Consider the following 16,081-nt stretch of genomic DNA (forward strand, 5'->3'; position numbering starts at 1 on the left):
GCAATCAGGCGCTCAGGACTTTGCGGCCCTTGGCGCGGCGACGCGACAGGATCTTGCGGCCGTCAGCGGTCTTCATACGGGCACGGAAGCCGTGGTCGCGCTTACGCTTGAGGTTGCTGGGCTGGTAGGTGCGCTTCGTGGCCATTGGGGGCCTCTCGTATGAATGGGACGGAAAGAACCGGAAATTCTAGAGAGGTACCCCGCCCCCAGTCAAGCCCTGGCAGCTACGCCAATTCACTGCCCTGTGCAATAGCTGTGGATGTTTTTGTGAATAAGTAGGGGACAAGCATTCCGAAGGCGGGCGCTCGGTGGTAGTCTGAGCCATCCATTTCCCCCTTTCCGGCCTGTGTTTGGGCGCCTTGTCGCGTCCACGCCCCGGCCACCGGACGATTATTGCTGATGGATGCTTGGTCCCGTAGTCTCGAGCGCCTCGAAGCGGAGTTCCCGCCGGAAGACGTTCATACCTGGTTGAAGCCGCTGCAGGCCGATCTGCGCGTGGACAGCCTGGTGCTGTATGCACCGAATGCCTTCATCGTCGACCAGGTCCGCGAGCTGTACCTGGCCCGGATCCGCGAGCTGTTGGCTCATTTCGCCGGTTTCAGCGACGTTTTTCTTGAAATCGGCTCGCGTCCGCGCCCGGTCGAGATGCAGAATGCGCCGGTTTCCACGCCGTCGGCGCACGTCTCCAGCGAACCGCAGGTGCCGTTTGCCGGCAACCTGGACAACCACTACACCTTCGCCAACTTCGTCGAAGGCCGCAGCAACCAGCTGGGCCTGGCCGCTGCCTTCCAGGCGGCGCAGAAGCCGGGCGACCGTGCGCACAACCCGCTGCTGCTGTACGGAGGCACCGGCCTGGGCAAGACCCACCTGATGTTCGCCGCCGGCAATGCCATGCGCCAGGCCAACCCGGGGGCGAAGGTGCTGTACCTGCGTTCGGAGCAGTTCTTCAGCGCGATGATCCGGGCCCTTCAGGAAAAGACCATGGATCAGTTCAAGCGCCAGTTCCAGCAGGTGGACGCGCTGTTGATCGATGACATCCAGTTCTTCGCCGGCAAGGACCGCACCCAGGAAGAGTTCTTCCACACCTTCAACGCGCTGTTCGATGGCAAGCAGCAGATCATCCTGACCTGCGACCGCTATCCGCGCGAAGTCGAAGGCCTGGAAGCGCGCCTGAAGTCGCGGCTTGCCTGGGGCCTGTCGGTCGCGATCGAACCGCCGGACTTCGAGACCCGTGCCGCGATCGTGCTGGCCAAGGCGCGCGAACGCGGTGCCGAGATTCCCGATGATGTTGCGTTCCTGATCGCCAAGAAGATGCGCTCCAACGTGCGCGACCTCGAAGGCGCGCTCAATACCCTGACCGCCCGCGCCAATTTCACCGGCCGCGCGATCACCACCGAATTCGCCCAGGAAACCCTGCGCGACCTGCTGCGTGCCCAGCAGCAGGCGATCAGCATTCCCAACATCCAGAAAACCGTTGCCGACTACTACGGCCTGCAGATCAAGGATCTGCTGTCGAAGCGTCGGACCCGCTCGCTGGCCCGCCCGCGCCAGGTCGCCATGGCCCTGACCAAGGAACTGACCGAGCACAGCCTGCCCGAGATCGGCGATGCCTTTGCCGGTCGCGATCACACCACGGTGCTGCATGCCTGCCGCCAGATCCGGACCCTGATGGAAACCGACGGCAAGCTCCGCGAGGACTGGGACAAACTGATCCGGAAGCTGAGCGAATGATGCACGGATGCCGATGAGGCGTCATCGCACAAAACGGTGCAGAATCCGGTAGCAAGCGCGGGACACGTTGTGGATAAAAATGGGGTCTGAAATCGGGCCGATTCTATCCACAGCTTTCCCCACCCCCTGGGGGTCGGTAATACAGAGGGTTTCGAGGTCTGAAATTCTTTTATTTACAAAGACTTAGCGTTGTTTTCCAGCGATTCTGTCTCTACCAGCACCACCAAGCTTTTGATTTATTCCACATTTTTTAAAGCATAGGGGCACGGAACCACATGCGTTTCACACTGCAGCGCGAAGCCTTTCTCAAGCCGTTGGCACAGGTCGTCAACGTGGTCGAACGCCGCCAGACCCTTCCGGTTCTGGCCAATTTCCTGGTCCAGGTGCAGAACGGCCAGCTGTCGCTGACCGGTACCGACCTGGAAGTGGAGATGGTGTCGCGGATCGCGGTTGAAGATGCCCAGGACGGCGAAACCACCATTCCCGCCCGCAAGCTGTTCGAGATCATCCGCGCCCTGCCCGACGGCAGCCGGATCACCGTCTCGCAGACCGGTGACAAGATCACCGTGCAGGCCGGTCGCAGCCGCTTCACCCTGGCAACCCTGCCCTCCAACGACTTCCCGTCGGTGGACGAAGTGGAAGCCACCGAGCGCGTGGCCATCGGCGAAGCGACCCTGAAGGAGCTGATCGAACGCACCGCGTTCGCGATGGCCCAGCAGGATGTGCGCTACTACCTCAACGGCCTGCTGTTCGATCTGCGCGGTGACGCCCTGCGTACCGTCGCCACGGACGGTCATCGCCTGGCGCTGTGTGAAACCGATCTGGCCAAGCCCAGCGGGTCCAAGCGCCAGATCATCGTGCCGCGCAAGGGCGTGACCGAACTGCAGCGCCTGCTGGAAAGCGGTGATCGCGAGATCGAGCTGGAAGTCGGCCGCAGCCACGTGCGCGTCAAGCGCGACGATGTCACTTTCACCTCGAAGCTGATCGACGGCCGTTTCCCGGATTACGAGGCTGTCATCCCGATCGGCGCCGACCGCGAAGTGAAGGTTGACCGTGAAGCCCTGCGTGCCTCGCTGCAGCGTGCCGCGATCCTGTCCAACGAGAAGTACCGCGGTATCCGCGTGGAAGTCTCGCCGGGGAACCTGAAGATCAGCGCGCACAACCCGGAACAGGAAGAAGCCCAGGAAGAGATCGAAGCCGACACCACGGTCAGCGACCTGGCCATCGGCTTCAACGTGAACTACCTGCTGGATGCCCTCTCGGCGCTGCGCGACGAGGAAGTCATCATCCAGCTGCGCGACTCCAACTCCTCGGCGCTGGTGCGTGAATCCAGCAGCGAGAAGTCGCGTCATGTGGTGATGCCGCTGCGTCTCTGACACCAGCGCTGTTCCACGTGGAACCGAATGACGCCCGGGTTTTTCCCGGGCGTTTTTTTGTTCCACGTGGAGCATTGGTAGTCGCGCTGGACTCAAGCGTTGATGCAACGGCGTTGGAGTGGAGCCTGTCCTGCAGTTTCCCTCCCACTTCTGACGGTGCGAGTTCGTCTTCGGATCGGATGTGACCAGGACTGTGGTTGTTGGAGATCGGAGTGCCATTGGCGACGTCATGAGGCGCGCTCGCGATGGTGTTCGAAGGTGTGGCTGCAGCTCCTGTAAACGCCACTGTCCACAGGACGCGTTTGGAGGAAATTGGGTCGAGCCTAGCTTCTAAATCTGGGTATAAATCTAAAGCATGGTGGTGATGGTAGGGCCAGATCTCGTGGAAAAATGCACTATCTCATTGTTTTAAAAGGGATTTATACAACTGAAACCCCCTGTATAGAGCGCCTTGGGGCTGGGGGGGAACCTGTGGATAGTTTCGCCGGCCCGGTAAAAGGGCTTTTTTATCCACAGATTGCCCATACCTTGTGTATAAGTCATACAGTCCCGCTGTGGACAGCGTGGAACGGCCGGTCTGAATTCCTTGAATTCTGTGGAACCCTGCAGGAGCTCTCATCGCAGATTTGAAGATATCGGCAGCGGTTTCGGTTGGGATCGACATTGAGGCCGTCCGTAGCGCGCCTCGGATGCCGTGAAATCGCTGAAATCTGAGGGTCCACACCGTGGAACCCGGCGCAGATTTGAAGCAATTTCAGGCCCCTCCAGATCGCGAGGGGCGCCAGAAGTGGGCTGTTCACCACGTGGAACGCGTAAATGCTGATCGGCGGATGGCGCGTCCTGGCCTGCGTGCTGTCGCCACCGCGTCCGGCTTGACCGATGCAGTAAGCTGATGGATTACCCACCCTACTACCGCCCCGTGCGGATGGTCCTTCGCGCCCCATGCAGATCCGCCGCCTCGCCCTGCACCAACTGCGTCGCTTCAGTGCGGTGGACCTGTTGCCGCAGCCAGGATTGAACCTGCTGACGGGCGACAACGGTGCCGGCAAGACCAGCGTGCTCGAGGCCCTGCACCTGATGGCCTATGGCCGCAGCTTTCGCGGCCGGGTTCGCGATGGCCTGGTCCGTCAGGGCCAGGAGGCCCTGGAAATCTTCGTGGAATGGGACGAGCAGCGCGACAATCACCCGCCCCATCGCCGCAAGGCGGGCCTGCGCCACAGCGGTCAGGACTGGAAGGGGCGATTGGACGGAGAGGATGTCGCGCAGCTCGGGAATCTCTGCGCTGCCCTGGCCGTGGTGACCTTCGAGCCAGGCAGCCATGCGCTGGTGAGCGGCGGTGGAGAACCCCGCCGCCGCTTCCTCGATTGGGGCCTGTTCCACGTGGAACCTGATTTCCTGTCCTTGTGGCGCCGCTACTCGCGGGCACTGAAGCAGCGTAACGCGCTCCTCAAGCAGGGTGGGCCATCGCGGATGCTCGATACCTGGGATCACGAGCTGGCCGAGGCTGGAGAACCGCTGACCAGCCGCCGCCAGCACTACCTGGAGCGACTGCAGCAGCGCACGGTGTCGTTGGCAGCCACCCTGGCCCCGCAACTCGGGATCCAGACGCTGGAATTGAGCCCGGGCTGGCGTCGGCATGAGCTTCCTCTGGCCGATGCCCTGCTTCTGGCCCGTGAACGGGACCGCCAGGCCGGTTACACCTCGGTCGGCCCGCACCGCGCGGACTGGAGCGTGGGTTTCCACAACATTCCCGGTCGCGACGCGCTGTCACGGGGGCAGGCCAAGCTGACCGCGCTGGCGTGCCTGCTGGCGCAGGCCGAGGACTATGCGGAGCAACGCGGCGAGTGGCCGGTGATCGCACTCGATGATCTGGCCTCGGAGCTGGATCGCACCCACCAGGCGCGGGTCCTGCAGCGTCTGCTTGATGGCCCGGCGCAGATCTTCATCACGGCCACCGAAACCCCGTCGGCACTGCAGGATCTGGCCGACATCACCCGGTTCCACGTGGAACATGCACAGATCGTGGCTGTGCCATAGTGGTCACCCCAGGGCCGCTCGACCCCGGCTGGTATAATTCGGGTTGGAATCCTTTCATTCTCGGCACATCGCCTCGCGCGGTGGCCGACCTGCGGAGCCTACGGCAAGCGCAATGAGCGACGAACAGAACACCCCGGCAAACAACGGCAATTACGACGCCAACAGCATTACCGCCCTGGAAGGCCTGGAGGCTGTCCGCAAGCGTCCCGGCATGTACATCGGTGACGTGCATGACGGCACCGGTCTGCACCACATGGTGTTCGAGGTCGTCGACAACTCGATCGACGAAGCGCTGGCCGGCCATGCCGACCACGTCGCGGTGACGATCCACACCGATGGCTCGGTCTCGGTGTCCGATAACGGTCGCGGCATCCCGACCGGCAAGCACGAGCAGATGAGCGCCAAGCTGGGCCGCGAGGTTTCGGCAGCCGAAGTGGTGATGACCGTGCTGCACGCAGGCGGCAAGTTCGATGACAACAGCTACAAGGTGTCCGGCGGCCTGCATGGCGTGGGTGTCAGTGTGGTCAACGCGCTGTCGCAGAAGCTGCTGGTGGATGTGTTCCAGAACGGCTTCCACTACCAGCAGGAATTCAGCAACGGTGCGGCCGTGACCCCGCTGGCCAAGCTGGAAACCACCACCAAGCGCGGCACCACCGTGCGCTTCTGGCCGTCGACCGTGGCGTTCCACGACAACGTGGAATTCCACTACGACATCCTGGCCCGCCGCCTGCGCGAACTGTCGTTCCTCAATTCCGGCGTCAAGATCGTCCTTGCCGATGAGCGCGGCGACGGTCGGCGCGATGACTTCCACTACGAAGGCGGCATCCGCAGCTTCGTGGAGCATCTGGCGCAGCTGAAGACCCCGCTGCACCCGAACGTCATTTCGGTCACCGGCGAGCACAACAACATCGTCGTGGACGTGGCGCTGCAGTGGACCGACTCCTACCAGGAGACGATGTACTGCTTCACCAACAACATCCCGCAGAAGGACGGCGGTACCCATCTCGCCGGCTTCCGTGGTGCGCTGACCCGTGTGCTCAACAACTACATCGAGCAGAACGGCATCGCCAAGCAGGCCAAGATCAACCTGACCGGCGATGACATGCGCGAAGGCATGATCGCGGTGCTGTCGGTGAAGGTGCCCGACCCGAGCTTCTCCAGCCAGACCAAGGAAAAGCTGGTCAGCTCTGACGTGCGCCCGGCGGTGGAAAACGCCTTTGGTGCCCGCCTGGAAGAGTTCCTGCAGGAAAACCCGAACGAAGCCAAGGCCATCGCCGGCAAGATCGTCGATGCCGCGCGTGCACGTGAAGCCGCACGCAAGGCCCGCGACCTGACCCGCCGCAAGGGCGCGCTGGATATTGCTGGCCTGCCGGGCAAGCTGGCCGACTGCCAGGAAAAGGATCCGGCGCTGTCCGAGCTGTTCATCGTCGAGGGTGACTCGGCAGGTGGCTCGGCCAAGCAGGGTCGCAACCGCAAGAACCAGGCGGTGCTGCCGCTGCGCGGCAAGATCCTCAACGTGGAACGCGCGCGCTTCGACCGCATGCTGTCGTCGGACCAGGTCGGTACGCTGATCACCGCGCTGGGCACCGGCATCGGCCGCGACGAGTACAACCCGGACAAGCTGCGTTACCACAAGATCATCATCATGACCGACGCCGACGTCGACGGCGCGCACATCCGTACCCTGCTGCTGACGTTCTTCTACCGTCAGATGCCGGAGCTGATCGAGCGCGGTTATGTCTACATCGGCCTGCCGCCGCTGTACAAGATCAAGCAGGGCAAGCAGGAGCTGTACCTGAAGGACGACCCGGCGCTGGACAGCTATCTGGCCAGCAGCGCGGTGGAAAACGCGGCGCTGGTGCCCGCCGCTGGCGAACCGGGCATCGAAGGCCTGGCGCTGGAAAAGCTGCTGCTGGCCTACGCCGCGGCGCTGGATTCGATCGAACGCAACGCGCACCGCTACGACCGCAACCTGCTCGAGGCGCTGGTCGATTTCGTGCCGATGGACATGGACAGCCTGCGCACTGCCGGCGAAGGCGAAGGCCTGGAAGCACTGGCCAAGCGCCTCAACCAGGGCAGCCTGGGGAGCCCGCGCTTCAGCCTGGAACTGCAGGAAGCCAACGACGAGCGCCCGGCCGCCGTGCTGGTGACCCGTCGCCACATGGGCGAGCAGCACATCCAGGTGTTGCCGATGTCGGCCTTCGAAAGCGGTGAACTGCGCGCGATCCACCAGGCCTCCAAGCTGCTGCACGGCCTGATCCGCGAAGGTGCGACCATTTCGCGCGGCGCCAAGTCGATCGAAGTGGACAGTTTTGCCAAGGCGCAGAACTGGCTGCTCGAGGAGGCCAAGCGCGGCCGCCAGATCCAGCGATTCAAGGGTCTGGGTGAAATGAATCCGGAGCAGCTGTGGGACACCACCGTGAACCCGGAAACCCGTCGGCTGTTGCAGGTGCGCATCGAAGATGCCGTTGCCGCCGACCAGATCTTCAGCACCCTGATGGGCGATGTGGTCGAACCGCGTCGCGATTTCATCGAGGACAACGCGCTGAAGGTCGCCAACCTGGATATCTGACACAATCGGGACACGGCCGGTGCGCGGGGAGGCGCGCCGGCCTTCGCCCCTTGAACGCAGGTACTTGATGTCCGCTTCCGCCCCGGTTTCCGCCCCGCCCCCGATTCCGCCGGCCTCGGCCGCGCCGCGCGCCGGTTCCCCGTTGGCGGGTTTCTTCATCGACCTGGGCATCGCCATCGTCACCCTGTTCAGCCTGAGCTTGATCACCGGGCTGTTCTGGGGGTTCTACCGCGCGATCGTGGTCGGCCGTGCCAATGCCGAGGCCCATGGTGGCGTGCTGTCGCCCGACGCGGTTGGCGCGGCGGTTGGCCAGCCGGGTGCACTGGCGCAGATCCTGATGGCGTTGATCGCCACCGGCGGCGCGGCACTGGTGGTGTACTTCTGGCGGCGTCCGGCCACGACGGACGAGCGCTCCACTTCCCGCCAGGCGCTGCGGAGGCCCTCGACCTGGGGCTGGACCCTGCTGGTGGCTGCGCTGATCGTGATCGGCAGCAATGGCATCGCCTTCCTGGCCAAGCAGTTCGGCATCGAACCGGTGCCGACCAACGTGGAACTGATGCAGAACGCGATTGCGCGTTTCCCGTTGTTCCTCGTGTTGTTCGCCGTGGTGCTGGCGCCGGCCTACGAAGAGCTGCTGTTCCGCCGCGTGTTGTTCGGGCGCCTGTGGAAGGCGGGACGTCCCTGGCTGGGTATCATCCTCAGCAGCCTGGCATTTGCCCTCGTGCACGAAGTGCCGGGTCTGAGCAAGAACTCCCTGCTGGGCATGCTCCAGTTGTGGCTGGTGTATGGCGGCATGGGCGCCGCGTTCTGCTGGCTGTACCGGCGCACCGGCACGCTATGGGCCGCGATCACCGCACATGCGCTGAACAACGCCGTTGCACTTGCCGCGATGGTGTTCCTGGGGTCAACGTAACGCCGTGTCCGCTTGACGAAAGATTAAGCCGGTACGCTACACACTGCGGACATGAACACGGGGGAGCTTCCATGAAACAACTGCTGCTGGCCCTTGTCATCACCACCCTGGTCAGCGCTTGCGCGACCACGACGTCCCCGACCGGGCGCCGGCAGATGGTGGGCGGCGTCTCCCAGGCCCAGCTGGACCAGCTGGGCGCGCAGGCGTTCGCCGAAACCAAGCAGAAGGAAAAGATCAGCACCGACGGCCGCCAGAACGGTTACGTGCAGTGCGTGGTCAATGCGCTGGTCGCGCAGCTGCCAGCCCAATACCGTGGCGTACGGTGGGAGACGGCGGTATTCGTCGACAAGGAGCCGAACGCGTTCGCCCTGCCCGGCGGCAAGGTGGGCGTGAACACCGGCATCTTCACCGTGGCGAAGAACCAGGACCAGCTGGCTGCCGTGATCGGCCATGAAATCGGCCACGTCATCGCGCGCCACCACGAAGAGCGCATCACCCGCCAGATGGGCGCGCAGACCGGCTTGGCCGTGCTCGGCGCACTGGCCGGTGCCGCTTATGGCGAGGGCGCTGCCAGCACCGTGAACCAGCTCGGTGGGATGGGCGCCCAGACCGCGTTCCTGCTGCCGGGGTCGCGTACCCAGGAAAGCGAGGCCGATGTGATCGGCCAGCGACTGATGGCCCAGGCCGGTTTCAACCCGGCGCAGGCGGTCGATCTGTGGCAGAACATGATGGCCGCCAGTGGCGGTCGCAGCCCACAATGGCTGTCCACCCACCCCGACCCGGCCAACCGGATCCAGGAGTTGCGACGCGATGCACCGGCGCTGACGCCGGTCTATCAGCAGGCGCAGGCGGCCGGACTGCGGCCAAAGTGCGGATGAGTGCGCAGTTCTATGCTGTATTGCAGCACATAAAACGATTTCTCACGCCATCTGTTTCTGATACGTTTGGCGGCTCAGATTTTTCTGACAGTCCGACTTTGCCGCTAACCGGCGGTTCGATCGAGGTGAACGATGATTTTGCGTAACCACAAAGCTGTGCTTTCCGTCCTCGTCGCGACCGCCCTGACCGGCGCCGTGGTCACCGATGCCTTTGCGCAGTCCTCGCGTTCGTCCGAGCGTGGCAACCGCGGCGGCAGCAAGCAGGCCAAGGCCGAAGCGCTGTACCCGAATGCGACCCGCCAGGAGCCGACCGTCAAGGCCTCGGCCAAGATGGGCAGCAAGCTGCAGAAGATGATCGACAGCTACAACAAGGAAAAGTTCCCGGAGACCCGCGAACAGGCTGACGCAATCCTGGCCGACAGCGCCTCGAACGAGTACGACAAGTCGCTGGCCGCGCAGCTGGCCTCGCAGGCCGCCTACCAGACCGATGACACCCCGGCGGCGATCGCCTATCTGAAGCAGGTCATCCAGTTCAACGGCCTGGACAACAACGGCCACTTCCAGTCGATGCTGATGCTGGGCCAGCTGCAGATGCAGGACGACAAGACCGCCGAAGGCCTGGCCACCCTCGACAAGTACTTCGCCGAGAGCAAGTCGACCAAGCCGGAAGAACTGATTGCCAAGGGGCAGGCGCTGTACCAGCTGGAGCGCTACCAGGAAGCGATCCCGGTGCTGAAGCAGGCCATCGCCGGCGCCACCGAACCGAAGGACAACTGGAACCAGCTGCTGATGGCGGCCCTGTCCGAAGCCGGCCAGTCCGGTGAAGCGGTCAAGGAAGCCGAGGCACTGGCGGCCAAGAACCCGAACGACAAGAAGGCCCAGCTGAACCTGGCCAGCATGTACATGCAGGCCGACCAGATGGACAAGGCGGCTGCGGTGATGGACAAGCTGCGCAGCAGCGGCCAGCTCACCGAAGAGCGCGAGTACAAGCAGCTGTACTCGATCTATGCCAACACCGAGCACAAGGAAAAGGACGTCATCGCGGTCATCAACGAAGGGTTGCAGAAGGGCATCCTGAAGCCGGATTACCAGGTCTACCTGGCGCTGGCCCAGTCCTACTACTACTCCGACCAGGTGCCGCAGGCGATCGACGCGTGGCAGAAGGCCGCCCCGCTCTCCAAGGACGGTGAGACCTACCTGAACCTGGCACGCGTCCTGCATGCCGAAGGTCGCATCCCGGAGGCCAAGCAGGCCGCCCAGCAGGCGCTGGCGAAGGGTGTGAAGAACCAGGCTGATGCCAAGAAAATCATCAACCTGAAGTAAGTAGGAATAACGCCTGAATGCCTGCTCGATTGATGCGCAGGCGCTCAGGATTGGTATAAGCTTGGAGGTTCCTGCGGTGTCATGCACCGCTGATCAGGGATTCCGCCCCCGGCATCCCGGCCCCACTATTGAGCTCTTGGCGCATGACGGAACAACTAGTCGTTCACCGGTACGAACAACCCGATGACAAGGGGCTGAGCTGGCCTCGCATCGTCGGCATCGCGTTTGTAATTGCCCTGCATCTGGCCGCCTTCATGATGCTCCTCATCCCCGCCGTGGCTCCCAAGGCCGTTGCGGAGAAGGAGCGCAACGTCATGGTGACCATCGTCGACGCACCGCCGCCGCCGGTGAAGAATCTGTCGCCGCCGAAGCCGTCGCCGGTCCCGCCGCCGCCGCAGGCGCCGGTCGTGGACGTGCCGGAACCGCGCCCGAACGACATCGTCACCCCGCCGTCGCCGCCGTCGCCGCCGGCACCGCCGACCTCGATCGAGGCCAGCGTGGACATCTCGTCGAAGGCCATGAATCCGCCGCGCTACCCGCCGGCAGCCTTCCGCGCCGGTATCCAGGGCGAAGTGATCCTGATCATTGATGTCGATGCCAGCGGCAACGTCACCAATGTCACGGTGGAAAAGTCCAGCCGTAACCGCGACCTGGACCGTGCTGCGATGGAAGCAGCTCGCAAGTGGCGCTTCAACGCCGCTGAATCTGGCGGTAAGAAGGCGGCAGGTCGCGTTCGCGTCCCGGTCAACTTTGCGCTGAACTGATGGGCCGGGGGGCCGCCGGCCACCCCCGCTCACGGTTCGATTGTTTAGCTTAGCTACACCCTTTATCACCACACACAACAAAGGTAAGCGTCATGCTGCAGGAACTTTTCATCGCCGCTGCTGCCGGGGGCAATCCGTCCAACGCCCTGTCGCAGATGGGCTTCGAGCACCTGATCCACGAAATGACCACCAAGCCGGGTGATTTCGCGGTTTCCTGGGTCGTGCTGCTGACCCTGATCGTGATGTCGGCCATGTCCTGGTACTGGACCGTCATCAACATCTTCCGTTCGGTTCGTCTGAAGAGCGCTGCTGATCGCGTCGTCAGCCTGTTCTGGGACACCCCGAACGCACAGGACGCCATCCGTGCGATGGAAGAACAGCCGGCATCCGAGCCGTTCTCGAAGATCGCCCTGGACGCTGCCCAGGCAGCTGCCCACCACCAGCGCGCTGAAGGCGGTGCCACCGGCGGCGTCGGTGAGAACCTGAGCCGTTCGGAGTTCGTCGACCGCGCCCTGCGCCAGGCCGTCACCCGCGAAAGCAACAAGCTGCAGTCGGGCATGACCCTGCTGGCGACCGTCGGTGCGACCGCTCCGTTCGTCGGTCTGCTGGGTACCGTGTGGGGCATCTACGGCGCGCTGATCAAGATCGGTGCCACCGGCTCCGCTTCGATCGACGCCGTTGCCGGCCCGGTGGGTGAAGCGCTGATCATGACCGCGATCGGTCTGTTCGTCGCAATCCCGGCCGTGTTCGCCTTCAACTTCTTCAGCAAGGTCAACAGCGCGACCATCAGCAAGTTCGATACCTTCGCGCACGACCTGCACGACTTCTTCGCCACCGGTTCGCGCGTCCGCTAATTGCGACGCGCTGTACCCAGCGAGAACGTAGTCAACACGATCTAGACGGAGCCCGTTATGGCTTTCAGTAGTGGTAACAGCGGCGGCCCCATGGCCGACATCAACGTTACGCCCCTCGTGGACGTGATGCTGGTGCTGCTGATCATCTTCATCATCACGGCGCCCCTGATGTCCCACAAGGTCAAGGTGGATCTGCCGGAAGCCAACCTGATCCAGAAGCCGGAAGACGCTGAAAAGCGTGCCGGCCCGATCACTCTGGCAGTCAAGGAAGACGGCTCGATCTACTGGAACGACGAAGAAATCAACAAGCAGACTCTCGAGTCGCGCTTGGCGACCGCCGCCCAGCAGACCCCGCAGCCGCCGCTGAACCTGCGTGGTGACCGCACCACCAAGATGCGCGTCATCAACGACCTGACCAAGGTTGCGCAGGAGCAGGGCATGCTGGACGTCGGCTTCGTCGCGACCAAAGAAAAGGGGCAATAAGCCATGGCATTCAGTAGTGGTGGTGGCAAGGGCCCCATGGCAGACATCAACGTCACGCCCCTCGTGGACGTGATGCTGGTTCTGCTGATCATCTTCATCGTGACCGCGCCGATCATGACGTACCCGATCGCCGTGGACCTGCCGCAGCGCGTGCTCAACCCACCGCCGCAGCTGGTCGAACCGCCGCCGCCGATCGAGCTGAAGATCGACGCCAGCAACCAGGTCTCGTGGAACAACAGCCCGATCAATACCGGCGAGCTGCAGCAGCGGATGGAGCAGGAGGTCCAGCGTGACCCGACCAACCAGCCGGAACTGCGCATCGACGCCAGCCCGGATTCCGAGTACGACGTGATGGCCAAGGTCCTGGCCGCCGCGAAGAATGCTCAGATGAAGAAGATCGGTTTTGTGCAGCAGTAATCGCTACACCGCAACACAACAGTCATGACGCGACTGCAGACGCCCCTGGAAACAGGGGCGTCTTTTTTTATCCCTGACGGCACGGGCCGTTATGATCGGCGGATGCTCGCCCTCTTCGACTCCCTGCGCCATTGGCTCGACGGCATCGCCCACCTCGGCACGATCCTGGCGGTGGCTTATCTGCTGTACCTGTTCGCTCTGGCAGGCTGGATCATGCTGCAGAAGCGCGAGCCCGTCGCGACGCTGAGCTGGATCCTGTCGCTGGCGTTGCTGCCCTACCTGGGCCTCTTCATCTACTACCTGCTTGGCCCGCAGAAGGTGAAGCGGCAGCGCCTGCGTCGTGGCCGTGCGCGTTCGGGCATGGAGCACTACAGCGACGTCTGCCCACCCGATGCCGACTGCACCGAGCTGGCCAAGATCGCCCAGGCAACCACCGGGCTGGCACCGAGCAGCGCCACCGAAGTGACCTGGCTGGTGGATGGCGCCGCCACCTACGCAGCCCTGCTGGAAGCCGTCGCACAGGCGCGCGACCACGTGCACCTGGAGTACTACATCTTCAACCCTGACCACGCAGGCACTGCGCTGCGCGATGCCCTGGTCGAACGTGCCCGTGCCGGCGTGCAGGTGCGCCTGCTGCTCGATGCGGTGGGCTCTTCCGCCCTGCCCCGCCGCTTCCTGCAGCCGCTGCTGGATGCAGGCGGCGAAGCGATCTGGTTCCATCCGCGGCAACTGCTGAAGCCGTTCAAGCGGCCCTGGTTGAACCTGCGCACCCATCGCAAGCTGGTGATCGTGGACGGCCGCCTGGCCTTCACCGGCGGCATCAACATCACCGACGACGAAGACGAGAGCCGCAGGGCCGACGCCTACCGTGACCTGCACATGCGCATCCGCGGTCACGTGGTGCGCAGCCTGCAGCTGGTATTCGCCGAGGACTGGCTGTACGCCAGTGGCCAGGACCATTCGCGCTTCGACATCGCGCGCCTGTGGCCGGCCGAGATGCCGCTGCGCGCGGACGGCCCGATCAACGCCCAGGTGCTGGTGTCCGGGCCCGACTCGGGATGGGAAACGATTCACCGCCTGCATGTGGCCGCTATCCAGGAGGCGCACGAACGGGTCTGGCTGGTCACGCCCTACTTCGTGCCCGGCGAGGCCGCGCGGATGGCGCTGACCTCGGCGGCGCTGGGCGGCCTGGACGTACGCCTGCTGGTGCCAAAGATGAGTGACTCCTGGTTCGTCACCCAGGCTGCGCGCTCCTATTTCGACGAGCTGCTGCATGCCGGCGTGAAGATCTATGAGTACGGCCCGCGCATGCTGCACACCAAGGCCTTCATCGCCGACGACGATGTCTGCATCGTCGGCAGTGCCAACTTCGACCACCGCAGCTTCCGGCTGAACTTCGAGCTGTCGATGATGATCAGCGACCGTGACCGCGTCGCCGCCCTGGCCGAGCTGCTGCAGGGCGAATTCGACCGTGCCACCCGCGTGCACGACCAGGCCGGCCGCTCGCTGTGGCTGCACCGCCTGCCCGAGGCGTTCGCGCGGCTGGCCTCGCCGCTGCTCTGACGCAGCGCTACACTGCGGCGATCATCCGGGAGCCCGACTATGTACTGGTTGTACCTGCTGCTGGCGCTGGGCTGCTTCGCCTTTGCGCTGAAGACCCCCAGCCCCGGGCTGATGACCGTGTGCCTGCTGGCGGCCCTCGCCTTCCTGCTGGCCTGGGTACGTGGCCGATACGTGGCCCGCTTCGGCGACCTGCAGCGCGACCCTGCCACCCTGGTCGATGCCGAGGAACTGCGCCACCTGCGCGAACAGGCACAGGCCCGCCGCAACGATGACGGCAACGACCACGATCCGTCCCCTCTTTCCAAGTAGTACCGTTCCATGACCCAGCTCAGCGTCAACGTCAACAAGATCGCCGTCCTGCGCAATTCGCGTGGCGGCGCCGAACCCGACGTGGTGCGCGCCGCCCAGGCCTGCCTGGATGCCGGTGCGCATGGCATCACCGTGCACCCGCGGCCGGACCGTCGCCATATCACCGCCGAGGACGTGCTGGCCCTGTCCACGCTGACCCGCGCCCGTGGCGTGGAGTTCAACATCGAAGGCAATCCGTTCGCTCCGCCACGCGAGGGTTACCCGGGCTTGCTGCCGCTGTGCGAGCAGACCCGCCCGGCACAGGCCACCCTGGTGCCGGACGGCGACGGCCAGATCACCTCGGACCATGGCTTCGACTTCGAGCGTGACGGCGAGCGCCTGCGACCACTGATCGCCGAACTGAAAGCGATGGGCTGCCGGGTCAGCCTGTTCGTTGACGCCGGCAATCCGCTGCTGGAGCAGGCGGCTGAAGTCGGCGCCGACCGCGTCGAGCTGTACACCGGTCCGTATGCCGAAGCGCATGCGGCCGGCGATGCCGAGGCGATGCTGGCGCTGTTCGCCACCGCCGCACGCCGCGCGCAGGCGGTGGGACTGGGCGTCAACGCCGGCCACGACCTGTCGCAGGACAACCTGCGTGACTTCCTGGCGAATGTGCCGGACGTGCTGGAAGTGTCGATCGGACACGCGCTGATCGGCGAAGCGCTGTATGACGGCCTGGATGCCACGGTGCGCGGGTACCTGGCGCTGCTCTGACACCTCCCCGTGCAGAGTCGAGCCATGCTCGACTGCCCCGGGACGGATGGGAAATGGAGTCGAGCATGGCTTGTATGTTCCTCCCGGCTCGACTCTACAAGGGGCTGA

At 64.1% G+C, this 16,081-nt stretch carries 15 protein-coding genes; 14 read left to right on the plus strand and 1 reads right to left on the minus strand.

Features of this window, described 5'->3' with window-relative positions; all coding sequences use genetic code 11:
* Nucleotides 1-4: 4 nt before the first annotated feature.
* A complete protein-coding gene (gene rpmH, locus O0J73_RS07375) occupies nucleotides 5-145 on the minus strand; it encodes a 50S ribosomal protein L34 (protein WP_005411729.1) in 141 nt (46 codons plus the stop codon).
* Between the two features lie 254 nt (nucleotides 146-399).
* Here rpmH and dnaA point away from each other — a divergent pair, with 254 nt between their 5' ends.
* The 14 genes from dnaA (at nucleotide 400) to O0J73_RS07445 (ending at nucleotide 15,973) form a co-directional block, all read left to right on the plus strand.
* Nucleotides 400-1,731, plus strand: coding sequence for a chromosomal replication initiator protein DnaA (gene dnaA, locus O0J73_RS07380; RefSeq protein WP_006479319.1), 1,332 nt, complete (start codon nucleotides 400-402; stop codon nucleotides 1,729-1,731).
* 275 nt (nucleotides 1,732-2,006) lie between these two features.
* The gene (gene dnaN, locus O0J73_RS07385) at nucleotides 2,007-3,107 is read left to right on the plus strand and encodes a DNA polymerase III subunit beta (protein WP_005411731.1); all 1,101 of its coding nucleotides are present in this window, start codon (nucleotides 2,007-2,009) and stop codon (nucleotides 3,105-3,107) included.
* 942 nt (nucleotides 3,108-4,049) lie between these two features.
* The gene (recF, locus tag O0J73_RS07390) at nucleotides 4,050-5,144 is read left to right on the plus strand and encodes a DNA replication/repair protein RecF (RefSeq protein WP_308308372.1); all 1,095 of its coding nucleotides are present in this window, start codon (nucleotides 4,050-4,052) and stop codon (nucleotides 5,142-5,144) included.
* 112 nt (nucleotides 5,145-5,256) lie between these two features.
* Nucleotides 5,257-7,716, plus strand: a complete 2,460-nt coding sequence (gene gyrB, locus O0J73_RS07395) for a DNA topoisomerase (ATP-hydrolyzing) subunit B (protein WP_006479402.1) — start codon at nucleotides 5,257-5,259, stop codon at nucleotides 7,714-7,716.
* A 67-nt stretch (nucleotides 7,717-7,783) separates the two neighbouring features.
* Nucleotides 7,784-8,629 (plus strand): CPBP family intramembrane glutamic endopeptidase, encoded by an 846-nt coding sequence (locus tag O0J73_RS07400; protein WP_006479404.1) that lies wholly within the window; start codon nucleotides 7,784-7,786, stop codon nucleotides 8,627-8,629.
* A gap of 71 nt (nucleotides 8,630-8,700) precedes the next feature.
* Nucleotides 8,701-9,507 carry a M48 family metallopeptidase gene (locus O0J73_RS07405; protein ID WP_006479406.1) on the plus strand — a complete coding sequence of 269 codons (807 nt, stop codon included), beginning with the start codon at nucleotides 8,701-8,703 and terminating at the stop codon, nucleotides 9,505-9,507.
* A gap of 132 nt (nucleotides 9,508-9,639) precedes the next feature.
* Nucleotides 9,640-10,830, plus strand: coding sequence for a tetratricopeptide repeat protein (locus O0J73_RS07410; RefSeq protein WP_006479408.1), 1,191 nt, complete (start codon nucleotides 9,640-9,642; stop codon nucleotides 10,828-10,830).
* 143 nt (nucleotides 10,831-10,973) lie between these two features.
* A complete protein-coding gene (locus O0J73_RS07415; protein ID WP_308308380.1) occupies nucleotides 10,974-11,594 on the plus strand; it encodes an energy transducer TonB in 621 nt (206 codons plus the stop codon).
* A 92-nt stretch (nucleotides 11,595-11,686) separates the two neighbouring features.
* The gene (gene exbB, locus O0J73_RS07420) at nucleotides 11,687-12,448 is read left to right on the plus strand and encodes a TonB-system energizer ExbB (protein ID WP_008265438.1); all 762 of its coding nucleotides are present in this window, start codon (nucleotides 11,687-11,689) and stop codon (nucleotides 12,446-12,448) included.
* A 57-nt stretch (nucleotides 12,449-12,505) separates the two neighbouring features.
* Nucleotides 12,506-12,931, plus strand: coding sequence for a biopolymer transporter ExbD (locus O0J73_RS07425; protein WP_040006786.1), 426 nt, complete (start codon nucleotides 12,506-12,508; stop codon nucleotides 12,929-12,931).
* Between the two features lie 3 nt (nucleotides 12,932-12,934).
* Nucleotides 12,935-13,348: a biopolymer transporter ExbD gene (locus O0J73_RS07430; RefSeq protein ID WP_004153330.1), complete on the plus strand. Its 414-nt coding sequence runs from the start codon at nucleotides 12,935-12,937 to the stop codon at nucleotides 13,346-13,348.
* Between the two features lie 102 nt (nucleotides 13,349-13,450).
* Nucleotides 13,451-14,911, plus strand: a complete 1,461-nt coding sequence (cls, locus tag O0J73_RS07435; protein ID WP_053508105.1) for a cardiolipin synthase — start codon at nucleotides 13,451-13,453, stop codon at nucleotides 14,909-14,911.
* A 39-nt stretch (nucleotides 14,912-14,950) separates the two neighbouring features.
* Complete coding sequence (locus O0J73_RS07440; protein WP_004153332.1) at nucleotides 14,951-15,220, plus strand: hypothetical protein; 270 nt, start codon at nucleotides 14,951-14,953, stop codon at nucleotides 15,218-15,220.
* A gap of 9 nt (nucleotides 15,221-15,229) precedes the next feature.
* Nucleotides 15,230-15,973: a pyridoxine 5'-phosphate synthase gene (locus tag O0J73_RS07445; protein ID WP_308308374.1), complete on the plus strand. Its 744-nt coding sequence runs from the start codon at nucleotides 15,230-15,232 to the stop codon at nucleotides 15,971-15,973.
* The last annotated feature ends 108 nt before the right edge of the window (nucleotides 15,974-16,081 follow it).

The organism is Stenotrophomonas sp. Sm6012 (assembly GCF_030985895.1).
GTDB classification, from domain to species: domain Bacteria; phylum Pseudomonadota; class Gammaproteobacteria; order Xanthomonadales; family Xanthomonadaceae; genus Stenotrophomonas; species Stenotrophomonas forensis.

Coding starts and splice junctions, on each gene's coding strand:
- rpmH (WP_005411729.1), bottom strand. CDS start 145: ATGGCCACGAAGCGCACCTACCAGCCCAGCAACCTCAAGCGTAAGCGC.
- dnaA (WP_006479319.1), top strand. CDS start 400: ATGGATGCTTGGTCCCGTAGTCTCGAGCGCCTCGAAGCGGAGTTCCCG.
- dnaN (WP_005411731.1), top strand. CDS start 2,007: ATGCGTTTCACACTGCAGCGCGAAGCCTTTCTCAAGCCGTTGGCACAG.
- recF (WP_308308372.1), top strand. CDS start 4,050: ATGCAGATCCGCCGCCTCGCCCTGCACCAACTGCGTCGCTTCAGTGCG.
- gyrB (WP_006479402.1), top strand. CDS start 5,257: ATGAGCGACGAACAGAACACCCCGGCAAACAACGGCAATTACGACGCC.
- O0J73_RS07400 (WP_006479404.1), top strand. CDS start 7,784: ATGTCCGCTTCCGCCCCGGTTTCCGCCCCGCCCCCGATTCCGCCGGCC.
- O0J73_RS07405 (WP_006479406.1), top strand. CDS start 8,701: ATGAAACAACTGCTGCTGGCCCTTGTCATCACCACCCTGGTCAGCGCT.
- O0J73_RS07410 (WP_006479408.1), top strand. CDS start 9,640: ATGATTTTGCGTAACCACAAAGCTGTGCTTTCCGTCCTCGTCGCGACC.
- O0J73_RS07415 (WP_308308380.1), top strand. CDS start 10,974: ATGACGGAACAACTAGTCGTTCACCGGTACGAACAACCCGATGACAAG.
- exbB (WP_008265438.1), top strand. CDS start 11,687: ATGCTGCAGGAACTTTTCATCGCCGCTGCTGCCGGGGGCAATCCGTCC.
- O0J73_RS07425 (WP_040006786.1), top strand. CDS start 12,506: ATGGCTTTCAGTAGTGGTAACAGCGGCGGCCCCATGGCCGACATCAAC.
- O0J73_RS07430 (WP_004153330.1), top strand. CDS start 12,935: ATGGCATTCAGTAGTGGTGGTGGCAAGGGCCCCATGGCAGACATCAAC.
- cls (WP_053508105.1), top strand. CDS start 13,451: ATGCTCGCCCTCTTCGACTCCCTGCGCCATTGGCTCGACGGCATCGCC.
- O0J73_RS07440 (WP_004153332.1), top strand. CDS start 14,951: ATGTACTGGTTGTACCTGCTGCTGGCGCTGGGCTGCTTCGCCTTTGCG.
- O0J73_RS07445 (WP_308308374.1), top strand. CDS start 15,230: ATGACCCAGCTCAGCGTCAACGTCAACAAGATCGCCGTCCTGCGCAAT.